At 66.4% G+C, this 18034-nt stretch carries 20 protein-coding genes; 8 read left to right on the forward strand and 12 right to left on the reverse strand.

Annotated elements, in window-relative coordinates; all coding sequences use genetic code 11:
• Window positions 1-9: 9 nt before the first annotated feature.
• The gene (locus LGM71_RS16610) at window positions 10-1113 is read right to left on the reverse strand and encodes a LacI family DNA-binding transcriptional regulator (RefSeq protein ID WP_124620660.1); all 1104 of its coding nucleotides are present in this window, start codon (window positions 1111-1113) and stop codon (window positions 10-12) included.
• A 102-nt stretch (window positions 1114-1215) separates the two neighbouring features.
• Here LGM71_RS16610 and LGM71_RS16615 point away from each other — a divergent pair, with 102 nt between their 5' ends.
• Window positions 1216-2052 carry an NAD-dependent epimerase/dehydratase family protein gene (locus LGM71_RS16615; RefSeq protein WP_059681075.1) on the forward strand — a complete coding sequence of 279 codons (837 nt, stop codon included), beginning with the start codon at window positions 1216-1218 and terminating at the stop codon, window positions 2050-2052.
• Between the two features lie 28 nt (window positions 2053-2080).
• Here the strand turns inward: LGM71_RS16615 and LGM71_RS16620 are convergent, their stop codons facing one another.
• Window positions 2081-2401: a DUF1330 domain-containing protein gene (locus LGM71_RS16620; protein WP_124620662.1), complete on the reverse strand. Its 321-nt coding sequence runs from the start codon at window positions 2399-2401 to the stop codon at window positions 2081-2083.
• 234 nt (window positions 2402-2635) lie between these two features.
• The gene (locus tag LGM71_RS16625) at window positions 2636-3097 is read right to left on the reverse strand and encodes a MerR family transcriptional regulator (protein WP_124620664.1); all 462 of its coding nucleotides are present in this window, start codon (window positions 3095-3097) and stop codon (window positions 2636-2638) included.
• Between the two features lie 79 nt (window positions 3098-3176).
• Between LGM71_RS16625 and LGM71_RS16630 the strand changes: the two genes are divergently transcribed.
• Entirely contained in the window at window positions 3177-4412 is a 1236-nt protein-coding gene (locus LGM71_RS16630) for an NADH:flavin oxidoreductase/NADH oxidase family protein (RefSeq protein WP_059601803.1), read from the forward strand.
• Between the two features lie 36 nt (window positions 4413-4448).
• On the opposite strand, the gene LGM71_RS16635 is transcribed toward LGM71_RS16630, so the two are convergent.
• Window positions 4449-4772 carry a hypothetical protein gene (locus tag LGM71_RS16635; RefSeq protein ID WP_059601050.1) on the reverse strand — a complete coding sequence of 108 codons (324 nt, stop codon included), beginning with the start codon at window positions 4770-4772 and terminating at the stop codon, window positions 4449-4451.
• A gap of 620 nt (window positions 4773-5392) precedes the next feature.
• Here LGM71_RS16635 and LGM71_RS16640 point away from each other — a divergent pair.
• Complete coding sequence (locus LGM71_RS16640) at window positions 5393-6025, forward strand: LysE family translocator (protein ID WP_226115422.1); 633 nt, start codon at window positions 5393-5395, stop codon at window positions 6023-6025.
• A gap of 73 nt (window positions 6026-6098) precedes the next feature.
• Here the strand turns inward: LGM71_RS16640 and LGM71_RS16645 are convergent, their stop codons facing one another.
• Together LGM71_RS16645 and LGM71_RS16650 are read right to left on the reverse strand one after the other, a co-directional pair.
• Window positions 6099-7727 carry an NADP-dependent glyceraldehyde-3-phosphate dehydrogenase gene (locus tag LGM71_RS16645; RefSeq protein ID WP_059601052.1) on the reverse strand — a complete coding sequence of 543 codons (1629 nt, stop codon included), beginning with the start codon at window positions 7725-7727 and terminating at the stop codon, window positions 6099-6101.
• A gap of 489 nt (window positions 7728-8216) precedes the next feature.
• On the reverse strand, window positions 8217-9167 hold the full coding sequence (locus tag LGM71_RS16650; protein ID WP_175814610.1) for a LysR family transcriptional regulator: 951 nt from the start codon (window positions 9165-9167) through the stop codon (window positions 8217-8219).
• Between the two features lie 228 nt (window positions 9168-9395).
• On the opposite strand from LGM71_RS16650, the gene LGM71_RS16655 reads away from it, so the two are divergent.
• Window positions 9396-10424: a DUF1338 domain-containing protein gene (locus tag LGM71_RS16655; RefSeq protein ID WP_226115424.1), complete on the forward strand. Its 1029-nt coding sequence runs from the start codon at window positions 9396-9398 to the stop codon at window positions 10422-10424.
• Window positions 10425-10502: 78 nt separating this feature from the next.
• On the opposite strand, the gene LGM71_RS16660 is transcribed toward LGM71_RS16655, so the two are convergent.
• From LGM71_RS16660 to LGM71_RS16675, 4 genes are read right to left on the reverse strand one after another with little or no spacing between them, the layout of a single operon-like run.
• Complete coding sequence (locus LGM71_RS16660) at window positions 10503-10652, reverse strand: hypothetical protein (RefSeq protein WP_156429781.1); 150 nt, start codon at window positions 10650-10652, stop codon at window positions 10503-10505.
• Window positions 10649-10846 (reverse strand): CsbD family protein, encoded by a 198-nt coding sequence (locus tag LGM71_RS16665; RefSeq protein WP_059601059.1) that lies wholly within the window; start codon window positions 10844-10846, stop codon window positions 10649-10651. The genes LGM71_RS16660 and LGM71_RS16665 overlap by 4 nt, the downstream gene beginning before the upstream one ends.
• 53 nt (window positions 10847-10899) lie before the next feature.
• Window positions 10900-11247, reverse strand: a complete 348-nt coding sequence (locus tag LGM71_RS16670; RefSeq protein WP_124620670.1) for a BON domain-containing protein — start codon at window positions 11245-11247, stop codon at window positions 10900-10902.
• Window positions 11248-11303: 56 nt separating this feature from the next.
• The gene (locus LGM71_RS16675) at window positions 11304-11468 is read right to left on the reverse strand and encodes a hypothetical protein (protein ID WP_162840554.1); all 165 of its coding nucleotides are present in this window, start codon (window positions 11466-11468) and stop codon (window positions 11304-11306) included.
• A 386-nt stretch (window positions 11469-11854) separates the two neighbouring features.
• On the opposite strand from LGM71_RS16675, the gene LGM71_RS16680 reads away from it, so the two are divergent.
• From LGM71_RS16680 to LGM71_RS16695, 4 genes are all read left to right on the forward strand, one after another.
• Window positions 11855-13411 carry a helix-turn-helix transcriptional regulator gene (locus tag LGM71_RS16680; protein ID WP_226115426.1) on the forward strand — a complete coding sequence of 519 codons (1557 nt, stop codon included), beginning with the start codon at window positions 11855-11857 and terminating at the stop codon, window positions 13409-13411.
• Window positions 13412-13567: 156 nt separating this feature from the next.
• Window positions 13568-13759 (forward strand): CsbD family protein, encoded by a 192-nt coding sequence (locus LGM71_RS16685; protein ID WP_059601065.1) that lies wholly within the window; start codon window positions 13568-13570, stop codon window positions 13757-13759.
• A 429-nt stretch (window positions 13760-14188) separates the two neighbouring features.
• Window positions 14189-15340 (forward strand): branched-chain amino acid ABC transporter substrate-binding protein, encoded by a 1152-nt coding sequence (locus LGM71_RS16690; RefSeq protein WP_151048249.1) that lies wholly within the window; start codon window positions 14189-14191, stop codon window positions 15338-15340.
• A 193-nt stretch (window positions 15341-15533) separates the two neighbouring features.
• Window positions 15534-16706, forward strand: coding sequence for an NAD(P)/FAD-dependent oxidoreductase (locus LGM71_RS16695; protein WP_059601807.1), 1173 nt, complete (start codon window positions 15534-15536; stop codon window positions 16704-16706).
• Window positions 16707-16831: 125 nt separating this feature from the next.
• On the opposite strand, the gene LGM71_RS16700 is transcribed toward LGM71_RS16695, so the two are convergent.
• Together LGM71_RS16700 and LGM71_RS16705 are read right to left on the reverse strand one after the other, a co-directional pair.
• Window positions 16832-17404 (reverse strand): PAS and helix-turn-helix domain-containing protein, encoded by a 573-nt coding sequence (locus LGM71_RS16700; RefSeq protein ID WP_124620675.1) that lies wholly within the window; start codon window positions 17402-17404, stop codon window positions 16832-16834.
• A 35-nt stretch (window positions 17405-17439) separates the two neighbouring features.
• Window positions 17440-18012, reverse strand: coding sequence for a DUF5943 domain-containing protein (locus LGM71_RS16705; RefSeq protein ID WP_226115428.1), 573 nt, complete (start codon window positions 18010-18012; stop codon window positions 17440-17442).
• Window positions 18013-18034: the final 22 nt, after the last annotated feature.

Below are 18034 nucleotides of genomic sequence, written 5' to 3' on the forward strand. Positions count from 1 at the left end.
CCGCGCAATTCAACCGGCCGCGGCCGTCGACGCACGCATGATCAGTCGCGGCTCGAACGTCGAATAGCTGGCGTCGGTGCGCCCGGCGAGCGCGTCGATCAGTTTCTGCATCGCGAGCTCGCCCATGTTCTCGCTCTGGATGTCGATGGTGGTGAGCGCGGGTGCCGCGTATTCGCCGTACGGCACGTTGTCGACGCCGGCGACGGACACGTCCTGCGGCAGCCGGAACCCGAGCGACGCGGCTTCCTTCATGAAGCCGAGCGCGATCAGGTCGTTGTAGCAGATCACGGCTTGCGGACGGTTCGGGCCGAGCATCACGCGCGAGCACGCGCGCTCGCCGGCTTCGGCGGTCGGCGCATGCGCATCGTGCACGTCGAGCGTGAGCCCCGCTTCGGCGAGACAGTCGCGCGCGCCCTGGATCCGTTCGTCGTTGACGCGCGCGGGGCCGAAACCGAGGTACGCGATGCGCGTATGGCCGAGATTGAGCAGGTGGCGCGCGAGCATGTAGGTCGCGAGCCGGTTGTCGATGCCGACGCTCGGAATCGGCAGGCCGGGGCTGCGCCTGAGCAGCACGAGCGGCTTGTGCAGGTCGAGCATCCAGCCGGCCTGGTCGTCGGGCATCCGCGTGCTGACGATCAGCCCGTCGACGCGCTGCGCGAGCGCCTCGATCAGCGAGCGTTCGCGCGCCTGGTTCTCTTCGGTATCGACGAGCAGCAGCGTGTAGTCGTGCTGGAGCGCGACGCGGTTCGCGCCCTTGACGACGTTCGTGAAGTGCGGGTTGCTGATGTCGAGGATCACGAGGCCGATGGTGCGCGTGCGCCCGGTGATCATCGAGCGCGCGAGCGGGTTCGAACGGTAGCCGAGCCGCTCGATCGCTTCCTTCAGCCGCGCTTCGACGGTTGGCGAAAAGCGTTGCGTGCCGTTTACGTACTTGGATACCGTCGCGACCGACACACCGGCTTCCGCCGCCACGTCGCGGATCGTCGGGGAAACTTTTTTCATCGGAAGGGTAACGTTTTCGTTCGATTGCACCGGATTGTGGCAGAAAAAGCCGGCGTCCGGCCACCGACCGATATCGGGAAAGTGCGGATGGCTGCGGGCGGATTCGACCATTGACGTTCGGCTTTTGTCCCGCGTATAGTTGGAAAACGTTTTCCGATTCCGTCGGGTTCGGACGACGTCCAGGACACTTCAGAACAGATTCAAGGAGATTCGATGAACGCCACATCCACCGGCGCACGCAAGCCGTTCGGGCGCCTGCTGCTGACCGGCGCGGCCGGCAACCTTGGCCGTCAGGTGCGCGGCGCGCTGGCGAGCTGGGCCGACATCGTGCGCGTGAGCGACATTGCCGCGCTGGACGACGCGGCCCCGCACGAGGAAATCCGGGTCGTCGATCTGGCGGACCGGCCGGCGGTGATGGCGCTCGTCGACGGTGTCGACGCGATCGTCCACCTCGGCGGCATTTCGGTCGACGCGCCGTTCGACGATCTCGTCGATGCGAACATCACCGGCACGTACAACCTGTACGAAGCCGCACGCAAGCATGGCGTGAAGCGTGTCGTGTTCGCGAGCTCGAACCATGCGATCGGTTTTCATCCGGTCACGGAAGTGCTCGACGCCGATTCGCCGCTGCGCCCCGACAGCCTGTATGGCGTGACGAAGTGCTTCGGCGAATCGCTGTCGCGTTACTACTTCGATCGCTTCGGGATCGAGACGGTGTGCCTGCGGATCGGTTCGTCGTTCGAAGTGCCGAAGAATCCGCGCATGCTCGTGACGTTCCTCAGCTATCGCGACTTCATCGAGCTGGTGCGCTGTTCGCTGCTGACGAACCGCGTCGGCCATGCGATCGTGTACGGCGCGTCGGACAACCCGGTGAAATGGTGGGACAACACGAAGGCGGGCTTCCTCGGCTTCCGCCCGCGCGACAGCTCCGAGCAGTTCGCCGGGTTGTTCCCGGTGACGGCGCCGACCGCCGACTACGACGACCCCGCGCAGCGGTTCCAGGGCGGCGGGTTCGTCGTGGGCGAGCCGATGGAGCGCAACGCGAAGTAAGCATCGCAGGCGCCGCCGGCGTCGCGGATCAGCGCAGGATGTCCGTCGCCTTGTGCCGTTCGTCCACGCCGTCGATCAGGATCAACGGGCCGCTCGCGTGCCGCGCGCGCAGCGGCTGGATCCGCCGGTAAGCATCCGATTCGTACCACGTGCGCGCTGTATCGAGATCGGGAAACGCGATCGCGATCAGGTCGCCGCGCCACACGCCTTCGCGCACGTCGGGCCGCGCGCCGTGAATCACGAAATGACCGTCGAACGGCGCGAGCGTGTCGTCGATGCGTTCGAGGTATTCGACGATGTCGTCGCACATTTCAACGTCGTGCAGGTGGGCGATGGCGTAAGCGGTCATGGCGGGCTCCGTGGCGTCGACGCGATGCGTCGATCGGTGAAGCCATGATCGACGCGCGGGCGGCGCGCGTCGATTACCTGCGACGTAAGCACATCCATGTGGCCGTGCGCGATGCCGGCCGCGCGTGGGCCGCGCATACTGCATACCGCGTGTCGCGTGTCGCGTGTCGCGTGTCGCGTGTCGCGTGTCGCGTGCCGCGTGCGGCACGTCACGGACATCGGGCGCGCGACGCACTCACGCGTGCTTGCGGATCGGCCGGGGATGCGGCACAGGTTCCGGCTCCGACTCGGCGGCTTCCTTGCACAGCTTGTCGAGCATGCGTTGCGCGGCGCCCGCGCAGTCCTCGCCGGCGGGCTTGTTCGCGATCTCGTCGATCAGCGCCTGCAGGTTGCGCCGGTTCTGCGCGAGCCGCTGTTCGAGCAGCGCGATTTCGTCGACCTTGTTCCGCAACGCCCGCAGCAGTTCGTCGCGCGGCCACGCGCCGAGATCGGGCGGCAGCACCGCGCGGATCTCGTCGAGCGCGAAGCCCGCGCGCTGCGCGCGGTCGATGATCGCGAGCCGCGTCAGCGCTTCCGGCCCGTATTCCCGATAGCCGTTCGCCTGCCGGCGCGCCGGCTCGAGCAAGCCGCTCGCTTCGTAGAAGCGGATGCGCGATGCCGCGATGCCGCTGGTTCGCGCCAGTTCGCCGATCTTCATCTTTGTGCTCCAGGGGGGGCTTGACCTTGAAGCTGACTTTAAAGTTATGGTTGGGCATCGTCAATCGAGGATGTTCACCATGAACCTGTTTGCGCCCCTCACACTGCCCAATGGCGCGGTGATCCCGAACCGGCTCGCCAAGGCCGCGATGGAAGAGAACATGGCCGATGCGGACCACGCGCCGTCCGACGCGTTGCTGCGCCTGTACCAGGCGTGGGCGGACGGCCGGGCGGGCCTGATCCTGACCGGCAACGTGATGGTGGACGGCCGCGCGATGACGGGGCCGAACGGCGTCGTGCTCGACAGCGACGCGCATCTCGACCGCTTTCGGCGATGGGCGCAGGTCGCGCGCTCCGGCGGCGCGCACGTGTGGATGCAGATCAACCATCCGGGGCGCCAGATGCAGGCGGCGCTCGGCCAGACGACGCTCGCGCCGTCGGCCGTGCCGCTCGCGCTCGGCGCGCTGTCGAAGCAGTTCCCGGTGCCGAAGGAGATGACGGAAGCCGACATCGTCGACGTGCGGCAGCGCTTCGTGCGCGCCGCGCAGCTCGCCGAGCAAAGCGGCTTCACCGGCGTGCAGATCCACGCGGCGCACGGTTATCTGCTGAGCCAGTTCCTGTCGCCGCTGACGAACCGCCGGCAGGACGCGTGGGGCGGCAGCATCGAGCACCGCGCGCGGCTGCTGCTCGACATCGTGCGCGACGTGCGCGCGACGGTGTCGCCGGCGTTCGTCGTGTCGGTCAAGCTGAATTCGGCAGACTTCCAGCGCGGCGGCTTCAGCGCGGACGATGCGAAGCGCGTCGTCGAACTGTTGAATCCGCTCGGCGTCGATCTCGTCGAGCTGTCGGGCGGGAGCTACGAAGTGCCGGCGATGCAGGGCGAGGCGCGCGACGGGCGCACGCTGGCCCGCGAAGCGTATTTCCTCGAATTCGCACGGGACATCACGGCCGTCGCGGCCATGCCGCTGATGGTCACGGGCGGAATCCGGCGCCGCGCGGTGGCCGAGCAGGTGGTCGCCAGCGGCGTGGCGATGGTCGGCATCGCGACCGCGCTGTCGATCGAGCCGAACCTGCCGCGCGACTGGCAGGCCGGCAAGGACAGCGCGCCGGCGCTGCAGCCGATCCGCTGGAAGAACAAGGCGCTGGGTGCGCTGGCCAACATGGCCGTCGTGAAGTTCCAGCTCGCGAGGTTGAGTGTCGGGCGGCGCACGCACCCGGGCGTGTCGCCGCTGCGCGCGTTGGTGTCGCAGCAACTCGCCGCGCAGTGCCAGACGCGGCGTTACCGCAAATGGATGGCCGGGCGGGCGGCGCGCTAGCCGCGAAGGCGCCGCGTTGGGCTGCCCGATGCCTGCTCACACCGGATACGCATCGTCGACCTTCAGGTTCGCGAGCCGGAACAGCGTGCGCAGCGTCTGCGGATGAATGTCGCGGTGCGCGGCGAGCGACGTCAGCATGAAGTCGAGGACCTTCGCATAGCGCAGCAGCACGAGGCAGCGCGCGAGATCCGCGTTGCCGCCGCGCATGCCTTCTGCGAAGTGGACCATCTGGGTCGACAGCGTGCGTGCCATCTCGAGTTCCATCTGCTGTTTTTCCGTCCACTCGGGCTGCGGCTGGTCGAGCAGTTTCGCGAGAAAGATCTGGAACGACGTATCGGATGAGTTGGGCAGCGCATCCATGAAGAGCCTCGTAACTTGCGTGGATCGTTCGGGCGTGTCCGATGGAGGGTCCCGATCCGGGTTCATGTCCGCGCCGATCGGCGGCGCGATTGTCATCCGACGGGAATGCACGTTCCGTACCAGCCCTGCGATCCAAGTGTTGAGCAATGTTGACGCCGGGCGCGGCAGCGGTCGTCGCGTCCCGCCGATACTGGCTTGCACGGAAAATCGAGAAGGGAATCCATACGCTGCGCGCGAGCGCGAGCGGCAGCGCGACAGGGGCCGGATGAATGAAATGCTTCAGCGATGTAACGTAACGCCGGGCTGAAACCGGCCGTGTGTTTCGGTCGACGAATCGGGGAATGTCGTGTCTCGCGCGTGCCGGTGCCGCTCCCGGCGTCGGCACGAGGTCGGGACGCTCTCGCGCGGCGAGCCGCGGCGTCACCCGCCTTACGATGAAAGCGCACGATGGATGCGCCGGATGTTTCATATCCGAGACGTCTCGTTCGCGGCCCGCCGGATGCATGCGCAACCTGTGGACGCGCGGCGCCCAACTGGCCCAGCGAATAACCGGGCAACTGTCCATGGGCAGCCGCGCCGTGTTTGCGAACAATCATCGCATCATCTCCGCGAGGTTCGACATGAGCGCCCACGCCTTCTTCTCGGCGAATCTGCTGCTGGCCTACACGGCCTATTTCGTCGGTACGGCCAGCCCGGGCCCGAGCAATCTCGCGATCATGTCGGTCGCCGCGAACCACGGCCGCAAGGCGGCGCTCGCGTTCGCGCTCGGCGTCATCTCGGGCTCGATGTTCTGGGCAACGGTGGCCGCGCTGGGCGTGTCGGCCGCGCTGCTCGCCTGGTCGCAGCTGCTGGTCGCGATCAAGCTGTTCGGCGGCGTGTACCTGCTGTGGCTCGCGTTCAAGTCGGGCCGCACCGCGTGGTCGGCCAAGGCGGCCGCCACGCCGAAGGCGACGGCCGATCGGAAGCTGTCGCGCTTCTACGCACGCGGCGCGATGCTGCATCTGACGAATCCGAAAGCGATCCTGGTGTGGGTGTCGATCGTCGCGCTGTCGTCGAACGGCGCGGGCGCGTCGCACGGCGCCGTCGTGCCGGGCTGCATCGCGATTGGATGCCTGGTGTTCGGCGGCTATGCGCTGGTGTTCTCGACGGACGGCGCACGCCGGCTGTACGTGCGCGGACGCCGCGCGATGGAAGCGTGTCTTGCCGTGGTGTTCGGCGTGGCGGGGATCCGGTTGCTGGCGTCGAACGTGTGAACGGACAACCCGCACGCGTCCAGCCAGACGAACGATCCGCCGCGCGAACACGCGGCGGATCGGCTTCGGCGCTTCAGAAAATGAAGCCCGTGTTGATGAACTTCGAGTGGTGATCCGACACGATCGAATCGAGCAGCTGCTTGCTGCCGTCGGTCTGCTTTGCCGCGACCATCGAGCGGATCGAGAACGCACGCAGCGCGTCGGTCACCGACAGCGTGCCTTCCGCCGAATCCTTGCGCCCCGCGAACGGGAACACGTCAGGCCCGCGCTGGCACTGGCAGTTGATGTTCACGCGGCACACCTGGTTGACGAGCGGATCGACGAGCGCGCCGATCTGCGCCGGATCGGAACCGAAGATGCTGACCTGCTGGCCGTGCTCCGACGTCGTCACGTAGTCGAGCGCGGTTTCCACGTCGTCGAACGGCGCGACCGGAATGATCGGCCCGAACTGCTCCTCGCGATACAGCTTCATCCCTTCGGACACCGGATACACGACGGCCGGGTAGAACAGCGTCTTGCTGAATTCGCCGCCCGAATGGTTGACGACCTGCGCGCCCCTGGCCTTCGCGTCGTCGATCGCGTCGGTCATGTACGCGGTGCGATGCATGCCCGGCAGCGGCGTGATGCTGACGCCTTTTTCCCACGGCATGCCGATCTTCAGCTGTTCGAGCGCAGCGGTGAAGCGCTTCAGGAATTCGTCGACGATCGAGCGATGCACGAGCAGCATCTTCAGCGCGGTACAGCGCTGGCCATTGAACGACAGCGCGCCGAGCAGGCACTCCTTCACGGTGAGATCGAGATCGGCATCGGGCAGCACGATCGCCGCGTTCTTCGCATCGAGGCCGAGGATCGCGCGCAGGCGGTGCGACTTCGGATGCTGCTTCTTCAGGTGATCGGCGACCTTGCTCGAGCCGATCAGCGCGAGCACGTTGATCTTGCCCGACGCGAGCATGTGCGGCACGACCACCGCGCCCGGCGCGTAGATCGTATTGATCACGCCTTTCGGGAACGCGTCGCGGAACGCCTCGAGCAGCGGCTCGAACAGCAGCGTGCCGTACTGCGGCGGCTTGAACACCACGGTGTTGCCCATCAGCAGCGCGGGGATCAGCGTCGCGAAGGTCTCGTTCAGCGGATAGTTGTACGGCCCCATGCACAGCACGACGCCGAGCGGCGTGCGGCGGATCTGGCCGATCGTGCCTTCCGCGATCACGAAGCGCGAGTTCGCGTTGTCGAGCTCCTTCAGCGCGTCGATCGTCTGCGTCATGTACGTGACGGTGCGGTCGAACTCCTTCTGCGAATCGGCGAGGCTCTTGCCGATCTCCCACATGATCAGGTTCACGACCAGCTCGCGCTGCGCGACCATCCGCTTGATGAAGTCCTGCATGCACGCGATGCGCTGCTCGACCTTCATCGTCGGCCACTCGCCGCGGCCCGAGTCGTACGCGCGCACCGCGGCGTCGAGCGCCGCATCGCTTTCCGTCTCGCTCATCACCGGATAGCTGCCGATCTCCATCTGCGCGACGCTGCCGTCCGGCTGGCGCACGCACACGGGCGACAGCACGGTCTTGGTCGCGCCGTCCCACGGGCGCAACTCGCCGTCGACCAGCGACACGCGCTGGTGGATCGGCGCGGCGAGCCGGAACTCGGCGGGGATGTCTTGATAGGCGGGAAACAGCTGCTGCAGGGAGGCGGAATCGGGCATGACGGTCTCGTTTGACGGGGTGTCCGGGAAGGACGGGCGATGCGGAATCCTGAGCTGAACGATCCTCGAACCTGAATCGGCATCATGACGCGCGGACGAAGCGGCGTCACGCGGCGGCATGGCCGAAACGCGGACTGGAACCAGTTCCATTTAAAAGGAACGCCGAACCGATTGCAAGATTTGCCGAACGCGATCGCACTCTACGTAAGCTATTTGAAGGAATGTGTCCGAATGGCGGGTATAAGTCGCCTGGTGCATGCGCAAACGTTTCACTTCGGCCGGATTGGGCGGATAATGGTCCGGCGCGGCGAAGCAAAAATTGCCCGGGAACCTGAGAGAAAACACACGCAGTGAAGAAATGAGAGAAGGTCCGCCGCGCTGCCGAAGCGAGGTCGGCTGCCCGGAGCGCCGGGTCGGGGTTGCCCGCCCGGCGCGCACCGGACTTTCGCAGCCGGCCACCCGCGTCTCCCGACCTCGCGATGCCCCGCGTTATTCGACGTCCTCGTCGTCTTCATCGTCCTCCATTTCGTTCTCGTCCCGCCCCGGCGCCGCATACGCGCTCGCCTGCTCCAGCAACCAGGCACGAAACGACTCCAGCGGCTTGCTGTGACTGAGCTCCGTCGGATAAACGAGGTAGTACGCCGAATCGCCAACCGTCGCCGCGTCGCACGGCACGACGAGGCCGAGCTGCTGCAACTGCTCCTCGACGAAGAACTTCGGCACCAGCGCGATCCCGAGCCCGGCCGCGGCCGCGCTGATCAGCATCGTGTGCAACTCGTAGCGCACGCCCTGCATGGTGCGGATGTCCTCGATGCCGTGCGTCTCGAACCATTGCGCCCAGGCGCCGGGACGCGTGGTCGAGTGCAGCAGCGGATACGCGAGCAGATCCTCCACGCGCTCGACCGGCCCTTGGAGCAGGGCGGGCGAGCAGATCGGCACGACTTCCTCGCCGAACAGGTAATCGGACGACGTGCCGGGCCAGGTCGGCTTGCCGTAGTGGATCGCGGCTTCGAAGTGCGTGTCCTCGAACGAGAACAGGTCGGTGCGGCTGCCCATGTTCACGCGCACGTCCGGCGTGCGGTCATAGAAGCTCTTGATGCGCGGGATCAGCCAATGCGACGCGAAGGTCGGCAGCACCGCGAGCTCCAGGTAGCCGCCGCCGCTGCCGTGCGCGATGATCGACAGCGTGTCGCGATCGAGCGCCTCCAGCGCGCGCCGCACCTGCGTGCCGTACAGTTTGCCGGCGCGCGTCAGCACGACGCGCTGTTTCACGCGCGCAAACAGTCGCACGCCGAGGCTCGCCTCGAGCGTCGCGATCTGCCGCGATACCGCGCTTTCGGTCAGGAACAGTTCCTTGGCCGCGTGCGTGAAGCTCTCGTGGCGCGCCGCGGCTTCGAAAGCCACGAGCGCACCCATGTTGGGGATCTTGAATTTGCGCATGATGCTCGTTTTGTCTGACGAACGGACCCGCCCGCGGCGGGCCGGAGGACGAGTGCGGAGACGGCCGATAATTCCAAAAACTCATCACGTCTCAATTTAATCTCGCTTTACGCCCCGCTGCAACCCTTTGAATAATGCATCCCACGCAAGGCCAGGCGCCCGCTGGGCGGCCGGCCAATCGAGTTGCCGGCACGCTTGCCGGCGGTCCCCCGAAACACGAGAATCCTGATGCGCAATCCGAATATCGAGAGCCTGCTGACGAAGCTGCTGGGACAGGCGAAGACCGACGCCCTGTTCGCGACCCTGAACATGCCGGCCATCCTCGACGAATGGGAAACCGACGTCGTCACGCGCGCGGAAATCGCGCAGGCGATGAACATGGCGCTGTTCGAAGGGCTGCTCGAACGTTCGGCGAACGGCCGCGCGTACACGGCCGATGCGATCGAAAACGGCGGCTCGGTCTACTTCGACCACGGCGCGCTGCGAACGGTGCGCTGGCCGCACACGGGCGCGCTGCCGCCGGGCGAAGCCGCGTTCACGCGCATCCTGCGTCCGCTCGGCTTCCGCCTGAACGGCCGTTATCCGCTCGACAAGCTCGGCATGACGGGCCGCGCGTATGCGCATGAAGACGCGCCGGACGAGATTGCGCAGTTCTTCGTCAGCGAACTGCATCCGGAGCGCTTCTCCAGGGAATTTCAGCAGGCCGTGACGAACGTCGTGAGCTCGTCGCGCGATCCGCTGTCGCCGGCGTCCGTCGCGCTGCTGTGGGAGATCGAGCGTGAAGGCTGGCTCCCGCTCGACGCCGCGCATGCGCTGCTGCCGGAGATCGTCGGCGCATTCGCTCGCCAGCACGACCTGCCGAACGAACTCGACTACGAGACGCTGCTGCTCGAATCGGCCGAGATGGCGTGGATCGCGACCGAAGGCAACGCGTTCAACCATGCGACCGATCGCGTGGCCGACGTGTTCAAGCTATCCGACGACGAGAAGGCGAAGGGCCGGCCGATGAAGCCGGAAGTCGAGCGCTCGCGTTCGGGCCGCGTGTTCCAGACCGCCTATCGCGCGGACATCGTCGAGCGCGAATTCCGCACGCGCGACGGCGGGACCGTGAAACGCAACGTGCCGGGCTCGTTCTACGAGTTCATCACGCGCCGCCGCACGTTCGACCAGGCGGCGCGCCGCTGGGTGACGGACCTGCGTTTCGACGCGGGCAACGCGCAGGGCATCTTCAAGATGACGGCGAACGCGGCGAATTAGACGCCACGCACGCAGACAAACGGGCCGGCGGCTGTTGAAAGCCGCCGGCCCGTTTGCATTGGATGGGCGGCGCGATCGTCAGAACAGGTGCGTGACCAGATAGAACAGCACCAGCACGCCGAGCGGTACGCCGAGCAGCCATGCGATCAGATATTTGCCCATGTCGTGGTCCTCCGCGTGGCCGCGATGCAGGACGCATCGCGGCGGGGTGAGGCGACGTCGCGTCAAAGGTCGCGATCGAATTCCTTCAACTGCTTCTCGGCTTCGTCGCGTGCGATCCCGTAACGCTCCTGGATCCTGCCGGCCAGATAGTCGCGGTTGCCTTCGGCGACCGCGAGATCGTCGTCGGTCAGCTTGCCCCACTTGGCCTTCAGCTTGCCGGTCAACTGCTTCCATTGACCCTTGATCTTGTCTTCGTTCATCGTGTGCTCCTGGAATAAGGGGAAAAAAGCGCGACGCTCGGCCGCGCGACGGTTCAGGCCTTCGCCTTCAGGCCGGATGCGTCGACGTGCTTCACGCCCTTGATCGAGCGCGTCACGGCGACGGCCTTCTTCACCGCGGTCTTCGACGGCAGCACGCCCGTCAGCGTGACGACGCCATCGACCGTCTTCACGTTGACGTGGACGCTTTTCACGCCATCCGTGGTCGCGAGTTCGCTCTTCACCTTGGTCGTGATCCACGTGTCGGTGACGGGCTGGTTCGATTCCGCCTTCATGCCGTCGTCGGTCGACGACGATGCCTGTGCGTTCGTGAGCGGGGCGGCGCAAAGCAGGAACGCCGCGCTGACGGCGAGCAGCGCCGACAGGTTCGAGGTCTTGTTCATGGATGTGCTCCTTCGATTGACGTGGTGGATGGGAATCGGCGCAGGCGCGCCGTGCGTTACCGTGCGATCGGCGTGTCGTAGCCGGGCTCGCGCGGCGGCATGTCGGGACGCGGCACGTCGGGCGGCAGCGGCACCGGCGGATCGGTGCCAGGCGACGGTTCGGGTGGATGGTCCGGGGCCGGTTCGGGTCGCGTCGGATCGGGTGTCTGATGCAGCTTCATCAGGGGATCCTCCTCTGCGGTATGAAAGGGCGGCGCATGGGCGCCGATGCACTACCAGCGTACCGGCGCGAATGCACGCGGACATCGCGCAAATTCACCGGATCGGCTAGTGCGTTTGCACGGGGACGGAACGAAGGAGCGGGAACGGGACGTGCGTCGTGATGCGCGTGATGCGGGATGATCGGTGCGCCAGTCGTGCCGCGCGCAGTTAGGCGGGATAGCGCACGCAGGCGGCGCGGCGTGCGAATGTACTATTGCGCATGGTGCATCCGCGCCTGTCGATTGCATCGGCCGCACGCGATCATCGCGTGCACGCGCCAGCCGGCGCGGGTTGGCGCGGAGGCGACCGGCCCGTCAACCATGTCGACCATGTGGACCACCGATCAATGGACGAACGCGTAAACGAACAGGCGCTGAAGTCGCATACCGACAGGCGCCAGCTGCACCAGATCATCGCGGGGCTCGCCGAGGGCGTGATCCTGATCGAGCCCGACCAGCGCATCGTGTGGGCGAACGAGGCCGCGCTCGCGATGCACGGCGTCACCGAGCTCGACGCGCTCGGCGCGGACGTCACCGAGTATCGCGAGCGCTTCCGGCTTCGCTACCGGAACAATCATCCGGTGCGCGACGGCCACTATCCGATGGATCGCGTGATCGCGGGCGAGGAATTCAGCGACGTGACCGTCGAAGTCGAATCGGCCGCCGACGAGAACGTGAGCTGGGTCCACCGCATCCGCAGCCTCGTGCTGACGAACGCGGCCGGTGAGCCCGACTGCCTCGCGCTCGTGCTGCACGATGCGACCGAATGGGCGAGCGCCGAGGACCGCTTCGAGCGCACGTTCAACGCGAACCCGGCGCCGGCCGTGATCTGCCGGCTCGACGACCTGCGCTACGTGAAGGTCAATCAAGGCTTCCTCGAGATGACGGGCCATGCGCGCGACGACGTGCTCGGCCGCTCCGTCTACGAAGTCGACGTGCTCGAACAGGCCGAGCGGCGCGAACTCGCGATCGAGCGGCTGGGTGAGGGCGCGACGATCCCGCAGATGGAGGCCGTGCTCAAGTGCGCGGACGGCGGCACGAAGGCGGTGGTGGTTGCCGGGCAGCCGATCGACATGAACGGCGAGGCGTGCATGCTGTTCACGTTCATGGATCTCGAGCCGCGCAAGCAGGCCGAGCTCGCGCTGCGGCAGAGCGAAGAGCGTTTCGCGAAGGCGTTCCGGATGGCGCCGGTCGCGACCGCGATCGTCACGGCCGGCCGCTTCGAGCTGCTCGACGTGAACGATGCCTTCGTCGGGATGGCCGGCCATGCGCGCGACGATCTGCTCGGCAAGTCGGCGGACGAGATCGGGCTGTGGGCCGACCGCGGGGCCCGGCAGCGCATCGACAGCCAGCTCGCGCGCGACGGCAACGTGCGCAACGCGGACGTGCAGATCCGCACGCGCGACGGCGATGTGCGCGATTGCGTCGTGTCGGCCGAACCGGTCGCGATTCACGGGCAGGATTGCCTGCTGATCGCGCTGCTCGACATCAGCGACCGCAAGCGCACCGAGATGGAGCTCGTCTATGCGATCGAAACCGCGATGCAGGACGCGTCGTGGTTCAGCCGCACGCTGATCGAAAAACTGGCGAACGTGCGGCGCGCGAATGCGCCGGACGCGGGCGCGCAGCTGTCGGACCTCACCGCGCGCGAGCGCGACGTGTTCGACCTGCTGTGTCACGGTCTCGCCGACAAGGAGATCGCCGCGCGCCTCGGGCTCGCGCCGAACACGGTCCGCAATCACGTCGCGACAATCTACGCGAAGCTCGACGTGCATAGCCGCGGCGAGGCGATCGTGTGGGCGCGCGAGCGGGGGATCGTCGGCGCGTCCGACACGAACGGCGTGCGGGGCGAGAAGGGCGCCGAGAAGGGCGGCGACAAGGGCGGCGCGAGCGGCAAGGACTGACGCCGGGCGTCGGGCCATCGGTGCGAATGCACCATGCAGGCTGGTGCATCCGCATCTGCCGCGCGCGGCGCGCGGCTGCGATCCTGTCCACTCGGCGGTGCGGCGCAGGCTGCCGTGCCGTCGGCTCTCTCTCCCAACTCATCGCAGGAGACGACCATGGACAGGAATCGCATCGAAGGCAAACTCAAACAAGTGAAGGGTTCGGTCAAGGAAGCGCTCGGCAAGGTGACGGGCGACCGCGAGACGGAAGCGGAAGGCGTGGCGGAACAGCAGGCCGGCGAGGTCCAGGAGAAGGCCGGCGAGGCGGCCGATGCCGTGCGCAAGCAGACGGGCACCGACAGGCATTGACCGGCCCCGCGTCATCGACCGAATCGCGCGATGTGCCGAGCGTTGCCGCTGCCTGATTCGGTGATGATGCTTCATCGGCATTACCCCCGCGCAGCCTCGGTGCAACGGGGCAAGCGCGCACCCCGCTGATGTTTCCGCTCCCCGGCCCGCCGTCGCGCGGGCCGCGTGCCGTCGATAGCGTCGGCACTTGATGACAATTCCTCACAACATAGTTCCGATATTTCGTTTGCTGCACGCGTATTGGCTACCCACAATCGGTTCACCTCTTTCGCGCCGACAGGTTTCCCGGAGACGGAACCGCGAAGATCGACCGGCAAGTGACGCGCCATCGGCGCCAGGCCGGCGACAGAACAATCACCGGCACGCGGGAGGTCGCCGGCGCGCGATGATCGCGCGTCGCATCCCGACCCACAGAAGAAGGATTGGCTGATGACGTTCCGCATTCGTTCGCTTTCCGGTATTGCACTGACCGCCGCGATCCTCGCATTCCAGACGGGCGCGGCCCACGCGCAGGAGACGGTCGTCAAGGTCGGCGTGGCCGTGCCGCTGACCGGCGGCGGCGCCGCATACGGCAAGGACATCGAGAACGGCGTGCGCATGGCCGTCGACGAAGCGAACGCCGCGCACACGACGATCGGCGGCAAGCCGGTGAAGTTCGTCGTCGCGTCGCAGGACGACCAGAGCGATCCGCGCATCGGCGTGCAGGCCGCGCAGCAGTTGACCGACGCGCAGGTGGCCGTCGTGATCGGCCACTTCAATTCCGGCACGACGCTGCCCGCATCGAAGATCTACGCGAAGGCCGGCATTCCGATGATCACGCCGTCGGCGACCAATCCGGACATCACGCGCGCCGGGCTCGGCACCGTGTATCGCGTGATCGCGACCGACGCGCAGAACGCCGGCAACGCCGGTTCGTATGCGGCGAGTGTGACCAAGGCGAAGCGCATCGCGATCATCGACGACCGCACCGCGTTCGGCCAGGGCGAAGCGGACGAGTTCGAGAAGGCCGCGAAGGCGAACGGCGGCACGATCGTCGCGCGCGAATTCACGAACGACAAGGCCGTCGACTTCAGCGCGCAGCTCACGAAGATCAAGAGCACGAATGCCGACCTGGTGTTCTTCGGCGGCCTCGACGCGCAGTCCGCGATGCTGGTCAAGCGCATGCGCCAGCTCGGCATCCGCGCGCAGTTCCTGGCCGGCGGCGGCGTGATGAACGCGAACTTCATCAAGCTCGCCGGCAACGCGGCCGAAGGCGCGGCCGTGTGGGAATACGGGCAGCCGCTCGCGCGTCTCGCGAAGGGCAAGCAGTTCGAAACGAAGTTCAGGCAGAAGTACGGCGTCGACATGCTCGCTTATGCGCCGTTCGCGTACGACGCGACGTGGATCGCGATCAACGCGATGCAGAAGGCGAACTCGACGAAGCCGGCCGATTTCAACGGCGCGCTGAAGGGCACGCGCTACGACGGCATCACCGGCACGATCGCGTTCACGAACACGGGCGACCTGAAGAACCCGAGCTCGACGCTGTATGAAGTGAAGAACGCCGCGTGGCAGCCCGTCACCACGCAAACGGCGGACTGAATACCCGAACGCGCGCGGACTTTCGCGGCGATGCAGGACGTGCTGAAATAGCCGAAGCGATCGGATGCGGTCGCGGCGCACGTCGGGGCGATTCGCCGGGTGGTTCGCTCGCACGGCGCCGCGCGCGACGCGGCACGAACAACCTTCGGCGCGGCCGGCCGGCCGCGCCTTTCACGTGCAACTGGAGTCAGTCGTGAGTTCTCAAGTCGTCATCGTCGGCGGTGGTGTGATCGGAAGCTCGATCGCCTATTTCCTGCGTGCTACCGATCCGACGGTGTCCGTGACCGTCATCGAACGCGATCCCACCTATGCGAGGTCGTCGTCGGCGCTGTCGGCCGCGTCGATTCGCCAGCAGTTCTCGACGCCGCTGTCGATCGAGATGTCGCTGTTCGGGATCGACTTCCTGCGCACGATCGGCGAACGGCTCGAGGTCGACGGCACGCGGCCGTCGATCGATCTGCACGAAGGCGGTTATCTGTTTCTCGCGACGCCGGCGGGCGATGCGACGCTGCGCGAGAACCATGCGCTGCAGACGAAGCTCGGTGCCGATATCCTGCTGATGGATCGCGATGCGCTGCGCGCGAAGTTTCCCTGGCTGAACGTCGACGATCTCGTGTCGGGCTGCTATGGCGTGAGCGGCGAAGGGTGGTTCGACGGTTACGGGCTCGTGCAGGCGCTGCGCAAGAAGGCGCAGGCACTGGGCGCGCGGTATGTGCCGGCCGATGTGACCGGCGTCGTTCGCGACGGTCGCAAGGTCACGCACGTGGTGACGAACGACGGCGAGCGCTACGCATGCGACACGCTCGTCAACGCGGCCGGTGCGTGGACGCGCACGCTGTCGTCGATGATGGGCATCGACATCCCCGTGTATGCGCGGCGTCGCAGCATCTTCAACGTGTCGTCGCCGGCGAAGCTGACCGATTGCCCGCTGCTGATCGATCCGACGGGCGTGTATTTCCGGCCGGAAGGGCGCACGTACATCTGCGGAACATCGCCGAGCCCGGATCGCGATCCCGACGACCTGCCGCTCGACGAGGTCGATCACGACCTGTTCGACGAGGTGATCTGGCCGACGCTCGCGAATCGCGTGCCGGAGTTCGAAGCGCTGCGCGTGGAGAACTGCTGGTCCGGGTACTACGAGTACAACGTGTTCGATCACAACGCGATCATCGGATATCACCCCGAACTCGACAACGTGGTGTTCGCGAACGGGTATAGCGGGCACGGGCTGCAGCAAGGGCCCGCGACGGGGCGTGGAGTGAGTGAACTGATCCTGGGCGGGCGGTATGAATCGCTCGACCTGTCGTCGCTCGGCTGGGAGCGTGTGCTCGAAAACCGGCCGATCGTCGAAAAGAACGTCGTGTAGCGCGGCGTGACCGCCCGGTGTGGGGTGGGCGGGATTCTCCTTGTGTCTCAATCTGATTGGCCCGGCTTTGCCGGGCTTTTTTTTTGGAGCGGGGATGCAGGATGCGCCGCTCTCGCGCGCGCAACTCACGCCAGCAGGCACGCGATCAGTTCGTGGGTCGTGCGTACCTCGTATTTCCTCAACAAACTCGCGCGATGAATATCGACCGTGCGCGGGCTGATGCTCAGTTCCTTGCCGATTTCCTTGCTGGTGAGCCCGTGAACCAGGAATGCCGCGACGTCGCGCTCGCGATCGGTCAAGGTGCTGGTGACGTCGGGATGCTTGGCGTTCTCCGACAGGTCGGTGAAGGTCCAGATGGCCAGCTCGAAGGGCCGCTTCGGGTTGTAGCCGAAGCCGCACACGGTGACCCAGAAATGACTGCCGTCGACGCGACGCATGATGCGGTCGTCGCTGAACCCCGCATGTTTCGCGAGCAGCGGCGCGAGGCGGCGGCCCGTCGTCGCGAAGTCCTTCTGCTGCGGATACAGCTTCGCGAACGACTGGTCGATGATGTCGTCGCGGGTCGCCCGGAACAGTTGCAGCGCCTTCTCGTTGCAGTCGACCATGATGCGTTCCCTTGCGACGATGGCCGCGACGGGCAGATGCCTGAAGAGATCTTCGTAGTCGAGGCTTGGCATCGTGTCGGTCATGGTCGGCATCTTGTCGACGGGTCCGAACCGTGTTCGGACGAAGGCTATCGGGCGGGTTCGCTCCCGTCGGATTGTAGCGCTTGCAACGGTTTGCGCCCGACATGAAAGACACAGCAGTCGTGTCCTTCTCCCGCGCACCGGACCTCCGAAGCATGCGCGCGCGGGCCCTTGCTCGCCGTGTCGAGCGCGGTGTCGTTGACCCAGTCCATCGCGCCGGCGAACCAGCCCGCGAACATGTAGCAGAGCTTGCCGTGCTTGTCGGGCTGCGCCAGCACGAACGACGAGTGGTGCAGATGGATGCGCGCATGCGACGTCGCCGGATCGGCTTCCGCGATGCTGAACACGCCCCAGCCGCGCTGCGACAGCCGTTTCAGATAATGTTCGAACACGGCCATGCCGCCGATGCCGTGCTGCTTCGCTTCCTTGTCGCACCAGTGATGGGCGGACTTGTAGCCGGCCGTGTAGAGAATCGACGCGTAGGCGGTGCGGCCGAGCGCTTCCTCGACGGCGACATGATTGTTCGTGAAGAAGTGACGCGGCACGTACAGCATCGGCAGCGCGTCGGTGGTCCAGACACCGGTGTCCGGATCGACGTCGATGGGCAATTGCGGTTGCATGGCGGGTGCGTATGCGTCGTGC

This window comes from Burkholderia sp. AU33545, assembly GCF_020419685.1.
GTDB lineage: Bacteria > Pseudomonadota > Gammaproteobacteria > Burkholderiales > Burkholderiaceae > Burkholderia > Burkholderia diffusa.